Source organism: Pseudorhodoferax sp. Leaf267, assembly GCF_001422405.1.
Taxonomy (GTDB): domain Bacteria; phylum Pseudomonadota; class Gammaproteobacteria; order Burkholderiales; family Burkholderiaceae_C; genus Pseudorhodoferax.
Genome location: NZ_LMMV01000006.1, coordinates 79730 through 95220, shown reverse-complemented (window position 1 = coordinate 95220; position 15491 = coordinate 79730). Strand labels below are relative to the sequence as shown.

The following is a 15491-nucleotide window of genomic DNA, read 5'->3' as shown; positions in this document are numbered from 1 at the left end:
CTCCAGGCCTCATTCCAGCGTGATGTTGCCGGCCTTGATCAGCGCGGCCCATTGCGCCTCCTCGCGCGCCAGGAAGGCGTCGATCTCCTCGCGCGTTTGCGGCTTGCGCACGATGTTCCCCTGGGCTTGCATGGCCTGGCGCAGGGCCGGGTCCAGCAGCGCCTGTTCGACCGCGGCCTTCAGCCGCGCGGCGGCAGCCGGCGGCGTGTCCTCGCGCACGATCACGCCGAACCACAGCGCAGCGTCGTAGCCGGGCAGTGTCTCGGCCACGGTGGGCACGTCGGGCAGCAGCGGCATGCGCTCGCGTGTGGTCACAGCCAGCGCCTTGAGCTTGCCGGCCTTGATCTGCGGCAGGCTGGTGGCCGGCGCGTCGAACATGAGCTGCACCTGGCCGCCGATCAGGTCGGTCACGTCCGGCACGCTGCCCTTGTAAGCCACGTGCGTCATCTGCACGCCGGCGTTCTGCGCGAACAGCTCGCCGGCCAGGTGCAGCGATCCGCCGACCCCGACCGAGGCGTAGTTCACCGCGTTCGGGTGCGCCAGCGCATGGCGGCGGAATTCGTCCACGGTGTTCGGCGCCAGTGCGCTGGGCACGACCATGATCACGGGCGTGTCGACCACCACCGACAGCATGCGCAGGTCGCGCCGGGGCTGGTAGGAGAGCTTCTTGATCAGCAGCGGGTTCAGCACCATGGTGGAGCCCGCACCCATCAGCAGGGTGTTGCCATCGGCCGGCTCGCGCATCAGCGCATCGACCGCGATGATGGTGTTGGCGCCGGGCTTGTTCTCCACCACCACGGGCTGGCCGAGCTGGCGGGCCATGCTGCCGGCCACCAAGCGGGCCAGCTGATCCGTCACGCCGCCCGGGGCATAGTGCACGATGAGTTTCAGCGCGCGGTCGCTGCCCGGCTGCTGGGCTAGCGCAGGCGATGCCAACACTGCGCAAGCCGCGGCGGCCGACAGCGCCTGGCACGGCGTGCGGCGCGTGCGGCTCAAGAAGTTCTGCATGTTGTCTCCAATCCTTTTGTTGCCGCGGGCATCGCGTCCACGCTCACGTGCGCCCCGCAACCCCCTTAGTCCGATCGGTTGTTAGGAAACGATTTTTTAATCGTTTGGTATTTGGATGGGCCGCCCTAAAGTGCCACCCATTCCCCATCCAGAAGAACCTCAGGAGCCCGCATGTCTTCCGATCTCGCCGAAATTGTCCTGCCCAAAGCGCTGGAGCACGCCCGTGCACAGGCTGCGGAGCAGGGCCTGTCCTATGCCGGTGGCGTGCCGCCGCGGCAGGCCTGGCAGCTGGTGCAGACCGGTGAGGCCCAGCTCGTCGATGTCCGTTCGGCAGAGGAGCTGAAATTCGTGGGCCAGGTGCCCGGTAGCCAGCATGTGGCCTGGGCCACCGGCACGGCGCTGACGCGCAACCCGCGCTTCGTGCGTGAGCTGGAGGCCAAGCTGGCCAAGGTGGGCGGCAAGGACGCCACCGTGCTGCTGCTGTGCCGCAGCGGCAAGCGCTCGGTGCTGGCCGCCGAGGCAGCAGCCAAGGCCGGCTTCACGAACGTTTACAACGTGCTCGAAGGTTTCGAAGGCGAGATCGACGCCAGCGGCCAGCGCGGCCATGCCGATGGCTGGCGCTTCCACGGCCTGCCCTGGACGCAGGACTGACCCACGACGCCCCGGCCGGCGGCCAGGCGCCAGGGCATTGCAGTCCGCCACCACAACAAGGAAAAGAATGGCCCAGTTCGAAGTCGCAGAGATCGCGCGCGCGCTCCACGATGTGCGCGATGAATGGCGTGCTGCGCAGAGGCGCTCGCGCGAGCCCGGCGGGCGCGAGTTCCCGTCGCGCGATGCCCTTGCCGCGGTGGTCGAAGACCTCAAGGGGGCACTATTCCCCATGCGCCTGGGGCCGCCCGAGTTGCGGGTGGAGAGCGAGGACTACTACGTCGCCCACACGCTGGACACCGCCTTGCACGCCTTGCTGGCGCAAGCCCGGCTGGAGCTGCACTACAGCCACCGCCACGAGCCGCTGGCCGAAGCCGAGATCACGCAGCGCGCTACGCAGGCCGTGCAGTCCTTCGCCGCCAGCCTGCCGGTCACGCGCCGCCTGCTGGACAGCGATGTGCTGGCCGCCTTCCATGGCGACCCGGCGGCCGGCAGCGTGGACGAGGTGCTGCTGTGCTACCCCGGCGTGCTGTCCATGATCCACCACCGGCTGGCCCACAGCCTGTACCGCCTGGGCCTGCCACTGCTGGCGCGCATCGTGGCCGAGCTGGCGCATGGGCAGACCGGCATCGACCTGCACCCCGGCGCGCAGATCGGCGCGGGCGTCTTCATCGACCACGGCACGGGTGTCGTGATCGGCGAGACAGCCGTGATCGGCCAGCGCGTGCGCATCTACCAGGCCGTGACGCTGGGCGCCAAGCGCTTCCCGACGGATGCCGAAGGCTTCCTGCAAAAGGGGCTGCCGCGCCACCCCATCGTCGAGGATGACGTGGTGATCTATGCCGGCGCGACCATCCTGGGCCGCGTGACCATCGGCGCGGGTGCGGTGATCGGCGGCAATGTCTGGATTACCGACAGCGTACCGGCTGGCGCCAATGTCACGCAGGCCAGCCTGCAGAACACGCCGCATCCGGCGTTGGTGCGGTGAGCCATGCCGACGGCACTGGTCGAGCATTTCGGCATCTCGGTACGTCAGCTGCGTGAGCAACGCGGCTGGTCGCAGGAGCAACTGGCCGCCTTGTCGGGCCTGAACCGCTCCTACGTCGGCGAGATCGAGCGCGGGCAGGTCATCGTGTCCATCGTCACCGTGCAGAAGCTGGCGTCGGCGCTCGAACTGGACGCCGCCGGCCTGCTGGCGCGCAGCGCGCAGATTGGCAAACAGCGCCAGGCCCGCGGCCTGCAGTTGGCGGCTATAGCCGGTTGAAACATCACCATCGGCGCCAGACACTGGCCGCCAGTTTTTCTCAGACCCTTTGGAGTTCGAATGACAGCAACCGTAGGCGGCACCACCGCCCTGGGCGACAGCGCAGCACGTCAGTTGGCCAATGCCACCAAGACCGTTCCCCAGCTGGAAACGATTACGCCGCGCTGGCTCACGCATCTGCTGCAGTGGGTGCCGGTAGAGGCGGGCATCTACCGCTTGAACAAGGTGAAGAACCCGGGCGACATCAAGGTCGTGTGCACCGCCAAGGAAAGCGAAAACCAGCTGCCGCGCACCTGGGTCGACTACGAAGAGCATCCGCGCGAATACTTCCTGAACGCCGTCAGCACCGTGCTGGACGTGCACACCCGCATCTCAGACCTCTACAGCAGCCCGCACGACCAGATCAAGGAGCAGCTGCGCCTGACGATCGAGACAATCAAGGAAAACCAGGAAAGCGAGCTCATCAACAACCCCGACTACGGCCTGCTGGCCCAGGTCACGGACGAGCAGCGCATCTTCCCGCTGTCAGGCCCGCCCACGCCCGACGACTTGGACGAGCTGCTGACCAAGGTCTGGAAGGAGCCGGCCTTCTTCCTGGCCCACCCGCTCGCGATTGCCGCCTTCGGCCGCGAAGCCACGCGCCGCGGCACGCCGCCGCCCACCGTGAGCCTGTTCGGCTCGCAGTTCATCACCTGGCGCGGCATCCCTTTGATTCCGTCGAACAAGGTGCCGGTGGCCGACGGCAAGAGCAAGTTCATCCTGCTGCGTGTGGGCGACAAGCGCCAGGGCGTGGTCGGCCTTTTCCAGCCTGGCCTGACGGGTGAGCAGGGCCCTGGCCTGTCGGTGCGCTTCATGGGCATCAACAACCACGCCATCGCCTCGTACCTGATCTCGCAGTACTGCTCGCTGGCCGTGCTGACCAGCGACGCACTGGCCGTGCTGGACGACGTGGAGATCAACCGCTACCACGACTATTCGGTGCTGGACACCTACAAGTAAGCAGCGCGTCACATGACCCAAGCTTCTCTGCCCACAGGGCCGGAGGCGCCGATCGATCCCGCGGTGCTTGCGCGCATGGCCAACGCCATGTTCGCGGCCCTGCCGGGCTCGCCTGCGTCCACCGTGCCCATCCCGGGCCAGTTCGGCGCGCCGATCGGCGTGCAGGCGCCCGTGAACATCGCGCCCGGCGGCTCGCCGCTGGCCAGCCCGGCTGGCTTCGGCCCGTCGGTGCCCGGCACGCCGCTGCCGCAAGGTGTCGTGCCTGGCGGCAATCTGCTGCCCGCATCGCCGACGCCGCTGGCCTCGCTGGTGCACCGCGCACCCGCGCTGCTGCCGCACGCGCAGGCCGGCTATGGCGTGCCCGAAACCGTGGTCACCGCGCTGCCGGCCTATGAGCCGCGCTTCGGTGGCGCCGTAGTGGGCGTGCCGGAGGCCAGCGGTGCCGGCGCGCACCAGGCCGCGACGCACCCGGTCGCCGGCGCTGCGCCGTTCTACTTCCTGAGCCCAGGCCATGGCGTGCCGTCCCCCGGCGGCGCTGGCACAGACGCACGGCCCGCACCGGTAGCCGACTCGCTCGACAGCCTGGCCCACCTGCCGTTTGCGCAGCCCGCCGTGCCGCGCGTCGCCAGCCCGAACACGGCGGCCGGTGTGTCACAGACCACACTATCGACCGAACCGAAGTTCTACTTTGTCGACGCCGTGGTGCTGCCCAGCGGCTATGTGACGCCTGCCAAGCCCGCGCCCAACGGCGCAGCGCCGCAGGCCGACCAGGGCCGCCATCCGGCTTTCGACGTGAATGCGGTCCGCCGCGACTTCCCCATCCTGCAGGAGCGTGTCAACGGCCGGCAGCTGGTGTGGTTCGACAACGCGGCCACCACGCACAAGCCGCAATCGGTGATCGACCGGATTTCATACTTCTACGAGCACGAGAACTCGAACATCCACCGTGCGGCGCATGAGCTGGCAGCGCGTGCCACCGATGCGTACGAAGGCGCGCGCCAGCGCGTGAAAGCCTTCATCAATGCGCCGGACGTGAACGAGGTCATCTTCGTGCGCGGCACCACCGAAGCCATCAACCTGGTCGCCAAGAGCTGGGGCGGCCAGCATGTGGGCGAGGGCGACGAGATCGTCGTCTCCAACCTGGAGCACCACGCCAACATCGTGCCGTGGCAGCAGCTGGCGTCTGCCAAGGGTGCCAGGCTGCGCGTGATCCCGGTCGACGATTCGGGCCAGGTGCTGCTGGACGAGTACAGGAAGCTGCTGAACGACCGCACCAAGATCGTGGCTGTGACCCAGGTCTCCAACGCGCTCGGCACCGTGGTGCCGGTCAAGGAGATCGTGGAGCTTGCCCACCGCGCCGGCGCCAAGGCGCTGGTCGACGGTGCGCAGTCGGTCTCGCACATGCGCGTGGACGTGCAGGACATCGGTGCCGACTTCTTCGTGTTCTCGGGCCACAAGGTGTTCGGCCCCACCGGCATCGGTGTGGTCTGGGGCAAGCGCGAGGTGCTCGAAGACATGCCACCCTGGCAGGGCGGCGGCAACATGATTGCCGACGTCACGTTCGAGAAGACCGTGTTCCAGCCGATCCCGAACAAGTTCGAGGCCGGCACCGGCAACATCGCCGACGCGGTGGGACTGGGCGCGGCGATCGACTACGTGAACAAGGTCGGCATCGAGAACATCGCGCGCTACGAGCACGAGCTGCTGGTGTACGGCGTGGCGCAGCTACGGCAGATCCCGGGCCTGCGGCTGATCGGCACTGCTGATGACAAGGCCAGCGTGATGTCGTTCGTGCTGAATGGCTACACGACCGAAGAGGTCGGCCACGCCCTGAACGACGAAGGTATCGCGGTGCGCACAGGCCACCACTGCGCCCAGCCCATCCTGCGCCGCTTCGGCGTGGAGACCACCGTGCGGCCCTCGCTGGCGTTCTACAACACCTTCGAGGAAATCGACCGTCTGGTGGCCGTAGTGCGCAGGCTGGCAAGCCAGCGGCGCGCAGGCTGAAGCGGCGAGCATCCAGCACTGCCGGTGGGCGGCAGCGGCTGTCGACCGGCCTTTGGCTTGGGTGCTGCTGGCTAGAATCGCCGGCTGCGCGCTGCTGCGCCAGCCAACACCATTGCAACAAGGATTTCGAGCATGTACCAGGAAGACAACGACGACACCACACGCGTGGGCCTTTGGATCACCTTCGGTGTCGTCACGCTGTTGATCATCAGCGTGTTGAGCGGCGTTGTCGTGCGCCAGTTGCGCGGTGTGGCGGCCGATGCTGCTACGCCGCCCACCGCCGTCGTGACGACCACCGTCGTCGAAGAGATCGTACTGATCGAAGGCCCTCTGGCGGGCGACCTGGCGGGCACGTTGTATTTCGAGACCGCGCAATCCGCATTGCCGGCTGGCGCCGCCGCCGAGATCGACAAGGCCGTGCAGGCGCTGGCCGCTGCGCCGGCGCGCAAGATTGTGTTGTCGGGCTTCCATGACTCGACGGGCGACGCCGCGATCAACGCCGAGCTGGCCAAGCAGCGTGCCATGTCGACCCGTACCGCCCTGCTGGCTGCCGGGATCGCAGGCTCGCGTGTGGCGCTGCGCAAGCCGGAAGTCACGACGGGCTCCGGCACCGAACAGGAAGCCCGCCGCGTGGAGCTGCGCGTCGTCGACTGACCGGGCCGAACACCGCGCCGTACTCGAGGCTGGGCAATCCCCAGCCTTTTTGCTGCCTGGACGCCGCCATTGCGCGCGAGGTGGCGCCGATACAATGCCCCGGCCGCCACGCGGCAGCAGGGGGCACCAGGCCCTCTTTTTCTGCCCGTAGCTCAGTTGGATAGAGCAACAGCCTTCTAAGCTGTGGGTCGGGGGTTCGATCCCCTCCGGGCAGGCCATCCCAGATTGCACGACGCTTGACGGCGGCACGCCACCAGCCAGCCGCGCATGGCTGCCTGCCTGCCATGCGCGTCGGCAACGCCCGCGAACCTAACCTGACGCAGACGCCACAGTGCCCCCGGGCGCTTGCGGACACGCACGCGCACCACACGCCCTCGGCTCTCTAGTTGACCCACGCTCGGGCGCTCGAATCACGTCAGGCGGGCCTGTACCTTGCGTTGTCGCACGCCCACCGCGCGTAGGACGATCGTTACAAAAGTTGTCAGAAAAGGTTACATAACCCTGTCAGAAATCACACCAATTAGTCCCTAACCTATTGATTTAAAACAAGTACACATGTTGGTACAAGTGTTGCTAGATGTTCGTTGCGGCAGAGCGTGTCTGCCGCTGAACCTAACCAGGACGAATATCGTGAAAAGCACTTTGTTGAGTATTTTTGCCAGCGCCACTCTCGGCCTGAGCATGACGGCCTCTTGGGCCGCACCCATGACCCTGGACACTGGGATGGTCCGCATGGGCGTCAAGGACGACGGCTCCCTGGGCGCCGATGGTGTCGGCTTCGTCGGCCCAACCGGCGACGCGATCACGCCTGGCTGCCTGTGCGAAGGTTGGGGTGCCGCCGCGAACGGCGTCGGCAACTACACCTACGGTGCGACGGGCACGTCCGGCATCATGACCGCTGCATTGACGACCTTGCAGTCCAGCGGATTGGGCCTGTCGGCACAGTCGATCGTGACGCTGAGCAACGGGCTGCAAGTGACCCAGACGTACAGCGCCGCTGCGGGTGGCACGCTGTTCAAGGTGAACGTCGAATTGAAGAACAGCACCACCGGTCTGCTGACGGATGTGCGCTATGCCCGCACCCTGGATTGGGATGTGACGCCAGGCTTCTACGAAAGCAACTACACCACTGTCTACGGCGGTACGCCCACGGGCCCCGGCGGCAAGGTGCTGCACACGTCGACGGACCCGTTCGCTGAGCCAAACCCCATGGTCTTGCGCAGCAGGGACGCCGACACGAACGTGGTGAACCAGCGGGGCGATCTCGGCGGGTACTTCGTGTTTGGTTTCGGCGACTTGGCCGCTGGCGCCAGTGCCAACTTCGATACATACATTGGCGCAAGCGAAACCAGCGGCGGCCTGCTGTCGGCGCTGGGCTCCGTCGGCGTGGAAGCTTATTCGTTCACCACGGGCGACAGTGCACTCGCCGGTGGCGGCTTCGGTCCCGCCTACGGCTATGGCTTCGTGGGCCTCGGCCTGCCGCCGATTGTCGAGGTGCCTGAGCCGGCCTCCTTGGCCCTGATCGGCCTGGGCCTGGCTGGCCTCGCAGCATCACGCCGCCGCAAGAAAGCCTGATTCGTCTTGACGGTCGATACAAACCCGGCTCCGGCCGGGTTTTTCGTCGTCGATCGGGTATTGGATGGAGGGCGGTCAATCCGGCCCTAAGCCGGCTTCCTAGCTGTGCCCGTGCTCTTTGTGGCAAGGCCAGCAACACACCTCACAGCCGTTCACCTGCAGGAAGAATTCGGCTGCCGCCTTGACGGCGGTGCTGCAGTACACGTGCCAGCCCAGGCCCTGGGCGTTCAGCTCGTTCGGGTAGTGGGCGCAACCTCGTGCGTGTACCAAGTGCTCGCCATCTGCCTCCGCCTTTCGGCTCACGCTGTAGTAGGGCATGGGGCGTCTGGACTGCAGCAAGGCAGGTGAGGGCCGCGATCGTTGCGACCCGGTCGCGTGGCGACCGTGGCGGCTCAGCTTGATGCCGCCGCCGCAGGCCGCGCGTGCCGCCTCACCTCAGGTGGGCTGCCCTTTGGTCGGGTGCCGTTTATGGCCGTCGGCACCGGCGCGCAGCGGCACGGCCTTGCTGGGAACGTAGGGCGCGGTGGCCGAGCTGTTGACAAGAGTCCTGGGGGCAGCCGTACGAGATTCCGTTTGAGAAGTAGATGGCTGGTGTTGCGGAAGCCGGTCGTTCATACGCACTCTCAAGAAAAGCATAGGACGCCAGCACTGTTGCAAGACTCGAGCCAACTGCTCAAGTCCTTGATCCAAAAGAAATATTGCCAACGCCCCTGTCTGAATTGACAGGAAGACCGACACCGTAGTCACCCTAGATGCACAACGCCCGCGCGGGGCGAGGTCCACGCGGGCTCTCGGAGATCAGGGTCACCGAGCGAACGAGACCACGGCCGGGCCGCCGCGATGCCTGCCGTGGTCAGGCTGTTTCAGACTTGAATGCCGGAGCGTTGTCGCGCACTTCGATCCAGTGCGAGCCTTCGCCATGGACTTCCAAAGCGTCGGAAAGCCTGGCCCTGAGGAACCATCGGTTCATCGACGACGCCTCCATCCATTCACTGACGAAACGCCTGGCGTCGGCGAAGGTACGGCCTTCCTTGCGTGCGATTCTGACCTGTTGCATGCAGTGAGATTAGGGCCGTCTACACCATCATCTGTGTGACTAGCATCACGTATGGAACAGGAATTTGGCATGTTTAGTGCCCGGTCCCTGATCGGGCATTGACGCACGCGGAGTCGTGTCCGCTGGATTGCGGTCCATGATTCGACGGCAAAATCGCGCGTTTTTGGCTGCAAGGGTCGTTCGCATGATGGAGTACAGGAGGGAGGTCGATGGGCTGCGGGCGCTGGCCGTGGTCCCTGTGATCCTGTTCCACGCGGGTTTCCAGACGTTCAGCGGTGGCTTCGTCGGCGTCGATGTGTTCTTCGTGATCAGCGGCTACCTGATCACTTCCATCATCCTGGACAGCCAGCGCGCCGGCACCTTCAGCGTCGTCGAGTTCTATGAGCGCAGGGCGCGTCGCATTCTTCCGGCGCTGTTCTTCGTGGTGCTGGCCTGCCTGCCGTTCGCCTGGCTGTGGCTGCTGCCGCAAGACTTGCAACTGTTCTCCCATAGCCTGATCGCGGTGTCGTTCTACGCGTCCAACATCCTGTTTTGGCTGACGAGTGGCTACTTCGACACCGCGGCCGAACTCAAGCCGCTGCTGCACACCTGGAGCCTGGCGGTCGAGGAGCAGTACTACCTGCTGTTCCCCGTGTTCCTGCTGGTCATGTGGCGCTTCGGGCGGGGTCGCATCGTGGCCTGCCTGGTGGCCGTGGCGCTGGTCAGCCTGGGCGCGGCGCACTGGGCCGCGACCCACAGGCCCGATGCCGCGTTCTACCTGCTGCCTACACGTTGCTGGGAGCTGCTGATCGGCTCCTTCATCGCGTTCCATTTCTTCCGCGACAAGCGGTGGACGCCGAGCCCCCCAATTGCCGAGGCCGGCGGCGCAGTGGGCGTGCTGCTGCTGGCCTATGCCGTGCTCGCATTCGATCCACGCACGCCGTTCCCCAGCCTCTACACCCTGGTCCCCACGGTCGGCACGGCGCTCGTCATCCTGTTTGCGACCCGCGAGACGCTGGCCGGCAAGCTGCTGGGCAGCCGGCTGCTGGTTGGCATCGGTCTGGTCAGCTACAGCGCCTACCTGTGGCACCAGCCACTGCTGGCGTTTGCGCGCCATCGGATGCCGGGGCATCCGGCGCCAGGCGTGTTCGTCGCATTGATCGCGCTGACAGGGGTGCTCGCCTATCTGAGCTGGCGCTTCGTCGAGCAGCCGTTCCGCAGCCGCGCTCGCTTCGGTCGCCGGCAGATCTTTGCATTCAGCGCCGTGGGCAGCGTGGCCATGGTGGCGATCGGCGTGGCCGGCGTGCTGGGCCAGGGCTTCCCTGGGCGGCTCAACGACAGCGCGCGCATGATCGCCCAGACATCCGCCGACGCGAGCCGAATCCAGAGCGACGCCGCGCAGCCGCCCGTGGTCGGCGACCGGACCAACGTGCGCGGTGTGCTGATCGGCGATTCGCATGCCGAGTCGCTCGCCGCCACACTGGGCGAGAGCCTGGCCAGGCGTGGGCAGGGCCTGCGGCTGCTGACCAAGGTCGGCTGCCCGCCTGCGACGGGCCTGTACCGCGTGGACATCGCCAGCTACGCCGATGCCTGCGACGCACACTACCGGGCTGCGTTCGACGCGATCCTGCGCGACAGCACGGTCAAGGACGTCGTGGTCGCCGCGCGCTTCACGCTGTACCTGGAGTCCAGCCGCTTCGACAACCGCGAGGGCGGCATCGAAGCCGGGCCCAGCCAGGCAGTGGTCTACGACGGCATCGCCTTCAAGGGGCGTGCACGCAGCCACGCCGAGCGGCAGGCCTTCATCGCGCAGCGCATCACCGATTCCATCCAGGAGCTGCTGTCTGCGGGCAAGCGGGTGCTGCTGGTCTACCCGATCCCCGAGGTCGGCTGGAATGTGCCCATCACCGCGTCCAAGCTTGCGCTGGACACGGCGGGCCAGGTGAATCTGTCCACATCGGCCGCGCACTACGTGGTGCGCAATGCGAAGGCCTGGTCGGTGCTCGATGCGCTGGGCGATTCGCCCCAGCTGGTGCGCATCTTCCCCAGCGCGATGCTGTGCAACACCTCCATCCGGGACCGCTGCGCCGCCGTCGTGAACTCCCGGTCGCTCTACACCGACTCAAACCATCTTTCGAACGCAGGCGCGCGCCCGGTGTCAGAAGAGATCGCGCAGAAGATCGCCGGCGAGCGCTAGCCGGACGCTGCCTGTTTCGCGGGCACCGTGGCGCAGCCCAGGCCCAGCAACGATTCCCGCAGATGCGCAGGGGGTTGTCCCCAGGCTTGTCCCCACGCGGCAGGGAAAACTCTTTTGCCTCCCCGCGTCACTGCAGATCGGGCCGTCCTGCCGCGGCATTGTTGCTGCCGCAGGCGGCGCGCATCACGCGGTCGCGCGGGTTCGGCTCGAACTCGCGGAAGGCCATCGGCCGCACGTCGGTCGGCGGGTATTGCACGAGGCGGCCCGGGCTGCGCCACAGCGGCTGGTCGTAGAACTGGCTGGTCACGAACCTGGCTTGCAACACGTCGCAACGAAATTCGACGGTGCCGCTGAACGAACGAAAGCGGATGCCGTCGCCGCTGACGCGCTCGATGTTGCGGCTGACACGGATCGCCATCGTGCGCACCGGGCCTTCGACCGACAGCGGGGCGGGATCGATCTGGATCGTGTTCACTTCCTCGCGATCAGGGTCGCCCGTGATGGTGAACCACAGGCCGCTGCCGGACCAGCACAAGGAGGGCAGCAGCACGAGGGCGGCGAGCAGGCGCCTGGGCAGTGCCGCGTTGGGGCGGCGGGGATGACGCTGGTCGGTTGGTTGGTTGAGCACGGTAGCGGCACGGCCCTTCGTGAGATCCGGCGGGCCAGGGATGCCGGCCGGGGCGCCGAGTCTAGACGACTTGTTGCGCGCGGTAACTAACCTGGATCAAGTCATGGCCAGCCAAGATGTCTGGCCATCCCACGTGGTGTGCGCTAGACTCGCGCCCGCTCCGGGGTGCACGCTGCGATACGTGCTGAGATGGCTCAAGCCAAACCCGCGAACTTGAACCGGTTAGTACCGGCGTAAGAAGAGCTGCATCATCTCGGCACCAGTCCGGCCAGTTCGGCCGCATCGTGCCCAGGGGCGCACGGGGCATCTTTCACCACCTGTGGAGCCCCGATGAACGCACCCGAAGACAAGCTCAGCCAACTTCTCGCCCTCACGCGCGAACCCTTTCCCGCGTCGCGCAAGATCTACCTCGAAGGTTCGCGCGTCGACCTGCGCGTGCCGCTGCGCGAGGTGGCGCTGACCAATGGCGAGCTCGTGCACCTGTACGACACCTCCGGCCCCTACACCGAGCCCGATGCCGCCATCGACGTGCGGCGCGGCCTGGGCCAGCCGCGGGCACCCTGGATCGCCGAGCGGGGCGACACCGAGCTGTACGACGGCCGCATGCGCCAGGTGCTGGACGATGGCGTGAAGCATGAGGCGCAATCGGCCGACCGCATCGCGCAGCTGCGCGCCGACGCTGCCGCGCTGCAGCGCCAGCCGCGCCGGGCCAAGGCCGGTGCCAACGTCACGCAGATGCACTACGCGCGCCGCGGCATCGTCACGCCCGAGATGGAATACGTGGCGCTGCGCGAGAACGGCCGGCGCGAGTGGATGGCGCAGTACCTGGCCGACACGGCGCGCGAGCAGCGCCTGGCCGGCAACCCGCTGGGCGCGAGGCTGCCGCGCGGCCTGGTCACGCCCGAGTTCGTGCGCGACGAGGTGGCGCGCGGCCGCGCCATCATCCCGGCCAACATCAACCACCCCGAAGTGGAGCCGATGGCGATTGGCCGCAACTTCCTCGTGAAGATCAACGCCAACATCGGCAACTCGGCCGTCACATCCAGCATCGAGGAAGAGGTCGAAAAACTCGTGTGGGCGATCCGCTGGGGCGCCGACAACGTGATGGACCTGAGCACCGGCCGCAACATCCACACCACGCGCGACTGGATCGTGCGCAACAGCCCGGTGCCCATCGGCACGGTGCCGATCTACCAGGCGCTGGAGAAGGTGGGCGGCGTCGCCGAAGACCTGACTTGGGAGATTTACCGCGACACGCTGATCGAGCAGGCCGAGCAGGGCGTGGACTACTTCACCATCCACGCCGGTGTGCGCCTGGCCTTCATCCACCTCACGGCGAACCGGCGGACGGGCATCGTGTCGCGCGGCGGATCGATCATGGCCAAGTGGTGCATCTCGCACCACCGCGAGAGCTTCCTCTACACGCACTTCGACGAGATCTGCGAGATCATGAAAGCCTACGACGTGAGCTTCTCGCTGGGCGACGGCCTGCGGCCCGGCAGCGGTGCCGACGCGAACGACGAAGCGCAGTTCGCCGAGCTGCGTACGCTGGGTGAGCTCACGCAGACCGCGTGGAAGCACGACGTGCAGACCATGATCGAAGGCCCGGGCCATGTGCCGATGCACATGATCCAGGCCAACATGGACGAGCAACTCAAGCACTGCGCCGAGGCGCCGTTCTATACGCTGGGGCCGCTGACCATCGACATCGCGCCGGGCTACGACCACATCGCCAGCGCCATCGGCGCGGCCATGATCGGCTGGATGGGCACGGCCATGCTGTGCTACGTGACACCCAAGGAACACCTGGGCCTGCCCGACCGCGACGACGTGAAGCAGGGGATCATCGCGTACAAGATCGCCGCGCATGCGGCCGATGTGGCCAAGGGAAACCCGGGCGCGCGGGCGCGTGACGATGCGCTCAGCAAGGCGCGCTTCGAGTTCCGCTGGACCGACCAGTTCAACCTGAGCCTGGACCCGGACACGGCGCGCGACTTCCATGACGAGACGCTGCCCAAGGATTCCAGCAAGGAGGCGCATTTCTGCTCGATGTGCGGCCCCAAGTTCTGCTCCATGAAGATCACGCAGGAGGTGCGCGCGTTCGCCGCGGCCAAGGGCGTGGCCGAGCAGGAAGCGCTGGCGCAGGGCATGGCCGAGAAGTCGGCCGAGTTCAAGGCGGCAGGCAGCGAGATCTACATCCCGATCGCCAAGGCCTGAAGCCATGCCCACCTTCGGCATCGCAGGTGCAGGCCTGCTGGGCCGGCTGCTGGCCTGGCAGCTCGCGCGCGCGGGGCACCGTGTGGCCGTGTACGACGCAGCACCCGGCCGCGAGCCTCTGTTCGACGCGCAGGGGCCGGCGGCCTTCAGCGCGGCCGGCATGCTGAGCCCGCTGGCCGAGCGCGACCATGCGGCACCGGCCGTGGCGGCGCTGGGCTGGCGCTCGATTGCGCTGTGGCAGGGCATCGTCGCCGCGCTCGGATCGCCGGGGCCGTTCTTCGCGCAGCGCGGCAGCCTGCTGCTGGCGCACCGCGCAGACGGGGGCACGGCCCAGCGCGTGCTCGCGCGGCTGCACGACGCGATCGCGACCCCGCAGCCATTGGACGCGGCCGCGCTCCAAGCGCTGGAGCCCGCGCTGCCGGCCTTCGCCCATGCCTGGCTGCTGCCCGGCGAGGCGCAGATCGACCCGCTGGCCACGCTGGCGGCGTTGCACGCCCAGGCGCGTGGCGTGCAATGGCACTGGGGGCGGCCCGTCGCGCGCGTGGCGCCCGGCCGGCTGCAATTCGCCGACGGCAGCGCCGCCGACTTCGACACCGCCATCGACGTGCGTGGCCTCGGCGCGCGTGACGCGCTGCCCTTGCGCGGCGTGCGCGGCGAGACCGCGTGGCTGCATGCGCCAGGCCACGGCCTCGCGCGCCCCGTGCGCCTGCTGCATGCGCGCCACCGGGTGTACCTGGTGCCACGGCCAGGCGATTTGATGTTCGTCGGCGCGACCGAGATCGAGAGCGAGGACTGCTCCAACGTCTCGCTCAAGAGTGCGGTCGAACTCATGAGCGCCGCCCATAGCGTGCTGCCCATGCTGGCCGAGGCGCGCATCCTGCGGCTGGACCGGCACCTGCGGCCTGCCTTGCCCGACCACCTGCCGCGGCTCGAGCACGCGGATGGCCTGCTGCGCATCAACGGCCTGTTCCGCCACGGCTGGCTGATGGCGCCCGCACTGGTCGAGGACGCGATGGGCGTGCTGGCGCACAAGGTGGCCGCATGACCGAGGCCCTGCACATCCAGCTCGACGGCCAGCCGCACAACGTCCCGGCCCACAGCACCCTCGCCACGCTGATCGCGGCGCTGGGCCACGCCCCCGAGGCCGTGGGCACGGCCGTCAACGGCGCCTTCGTCGCACGCGCTGCGCGCGGCGACCACCTCTTGCACGACGGCGACGCCGTGCTGCTGTTCCAACCCATCGTCGGAGGCTGAGCCC

14 protein-coding genes, 1 tRNA gene and 1 riboswitch are annotated in these 15491 nt (G+C 67.5%); of the genes, 12 read left to right on the top strand and 3 right to left on the bottom strand.

Annotated features, from left to right (window positions below; genetic code table 11):
* Positions 1 to 9: 9 nt before the first annotated feature.
* Positions 10 to 1008, bottom strand: a complete 999-nt coding sequence (locus tag ASF43_RS30690; RefSeq protein WP_156373277.1) for a tripartite tricarboxylate transporter substrate binding protein — start codon at positions 1006 to 1008, stop codon at positions 10 to 12.
* A 171-nt stretch (positions 1009 to 1179) separates the two neighbouring features.
* On the opposite strand from ASF43_RS30690, the gene ASF43_RS10970 reads away from it, so the two are divergent.
* The 8 genes from ASF43_RS10970 to ASF43_RS31670 all read left to right on the top strand — a co-directional run bounded on the left by ASF43_RS10970 (position 1180) and on the right by ASF43_RS31670 (position 8155).
* Positions 1180 to 1659 carry a rhodanese-like domain-containing protein gene (locus ASF43_RS10970; protein ID WP_056180380.1) on the top strand — a complete coding sequence of 160 codons (480 nt, stop codon included), beginning with the start codon at positions 1180 to 1182 and terminating at the stop codon, positions 1657 to 1659.
* A 67-nt stretch (positions 1660 to 1726) separates the two neighbouring features.
* Complete coding sequence (epsC, locus tag ASF43_RS10965; protein WP_056180377.1) at positions 1727 to 2644, top strand: serine O-acetyltransferase EpsC; 918 nt, start codon at positions 1727 to 1729, stop codon at positions 2642 to 2644.
* 3 nt (positions 2645 to 2647) lie between these two features.
* The gene (locus tag ASF43_RS10960; protein WP_056180374.1) at positions 2648 to 2920 is read left to right on the top strand and encodes a helix-turn-helix transcriptional regulator; all 273 of its coding nucleotides are present in this window, start codon (positions 2648 to 2650) and stop codon (positions 2918 to 2920) included.
* Positions 2921 to 2980: 60 nt separating this feature from the next.
* A complete protein-coding gene (locus tag ASF43_RS10955) occupies positions 2981 to 3919 on the top strand; it encodes a family 2A encapsulin nanocompartment shell protein (RefSeq protein WP_056180372.1) in 939 nt (312 codons plus the stop codon).
* A 12-nt stretch (positions 3920 to 3931) separates the two neighbouring features.
* Complete coding sequence (locus ASF43_RS10950) at positions 3932 to 5926, top strand: family 2A encapsulin nanocompartment cargo protein cysteine desulfurase (RefSeq protein ID WP_082497780.1); 1995 nt, start codon at positions 3932 to 3934, stop codon at positions 5924 to 5926.
* A gap of 132 nt (positions 5927 to 6058) precedes the next feature.
* Positions 6059 to 6580: an OmpA family protein gene (locus ASF43_RS10945; protein ID WP_056180369.1), complete on the top strand. Its 522-nt coding sequence runs from the start codon at positions 6059 to 6061 to the stop codon at positions 6578 to 6580.
* Positions 6581 to 6721: 141 nt separating this feature from the next.
* Positions 6722 to 6798: transfer RNA gene (locus tag ASF43_RS10940), tRNA-Arg, on the top strand.
* Positions 6799 to 7285: 487 nt separating this feature from the next.
* Positions 7286 to 8155 (top strand): PEP-CTERM sorting domain-containing protein, encoded by an 870-nt coding sequence (locus tag ASF43_RS31670; protein WP_235578215.1) that lies wholly within the window; start codon positions 7286 to 7288, stop codon positions 8153 to 8155.
* Between the two features lie 853 nt (positions 8156 to 9008).
* Here ASF43_RS31670 and ASF43_RS30680 read toward each other — a convergent pair.
* The gene (locus ASF43_RS30680; protein WP_156373276.1) at positions 9009 to 9212 is read right to left on the bottom strand and encodes a hypothetical protein; all 204 of its coding nucleotides are present in this window, start codon (positions 9210 to 9212) and stop codon (positions 9009 to 9011) included.
* Between the two features lie 184 nt (positions 9213 to 9396).
* Here ASF43_RS30680 and ASF43_RS10925 point away from each other — a divergent pair, with 184 nt between their 5' ends.
* Positions 9397 to 11388 carry an acyltransferase family protein gene (locus ASF43_RS10925; protein ID WP_056180360.1) on the top strand — a complete coding sequence of 664 codons (1992 nt, stop codon included), beginning with the start codon at positions 9397 to 9399 and terminating at the stop codon, positions 11386 to 11388.
* Positions 11389 to 11515: 127 nt separating this feature from the next.
* On the opposite strand, the gene ASF43_RS10920 is transcribed toward ASF43_RS10925, so the two are convergent.
* Positions 11516 to 12016, bottom strand: coding sequence for a hypothetical protein (locus tag ASF43_RS10920; protein WP_156373274.1), 501 nt, complete (start codon positions 12014 to 12016; stop codon positions 11516 to 11518).
* Between the two features lie 151 nt (positions 12017 to 12167).
* Positions 12168 to 12273: riboswitch (TPP riboswitch) on the top strand.
* A gap of 73 nt (positions 12274 to 12346) precedes the next feature.
* On the opposite strand from ASF43_RS10920, the gene thiC reads away from it, so the two are divergent.
* From thiC to thiS, 3 genes are read left to right on the top strand one after another with little or no spacing between them, the layout of a single operon-like run.
* On the top strand, positions 12347 to 14233 hold the full coding sequence (gene thiC / locus ASF43_RS10915; RefSeq protein ID WP_056180354.1) for a phosphomethylpyrimidine synthase ThiC: 1887 nt from the start codon (positions 12347 to 12349) through the stop codon (positions 14231 to 14233).
* 4 nt (positions 14234 to 14237) lie between these two features.
* Positions 14238 to 15278 (top strand): FAD-dependent oxidoreductase, encoded by a 1041-nt coding sequence (locus ASF43_RS10910; protein ID WP_056180350.1) that lies wholly within the window; start codon positions 14238 to 14240, stop codon positions 15276 to 15278.
* The gene (gene thiS, locus ASF43_RS10905; protein WP_056180347.1) at positions 15275 to 15487 is read left to right on the top strand and encodes a sulfur carrier protein ThiS; all 213 of its coding nucleotides are present in this window, start codon (positions 15275 to 15277) and stop codon (positions 15485 to 15487) included. Before ASF43_RS10910 ends, thiS begins: the two co-directional genes overlap by 4 nt.
* Positions 15488 to 15491: the final 4 nt, after the last annotated feature.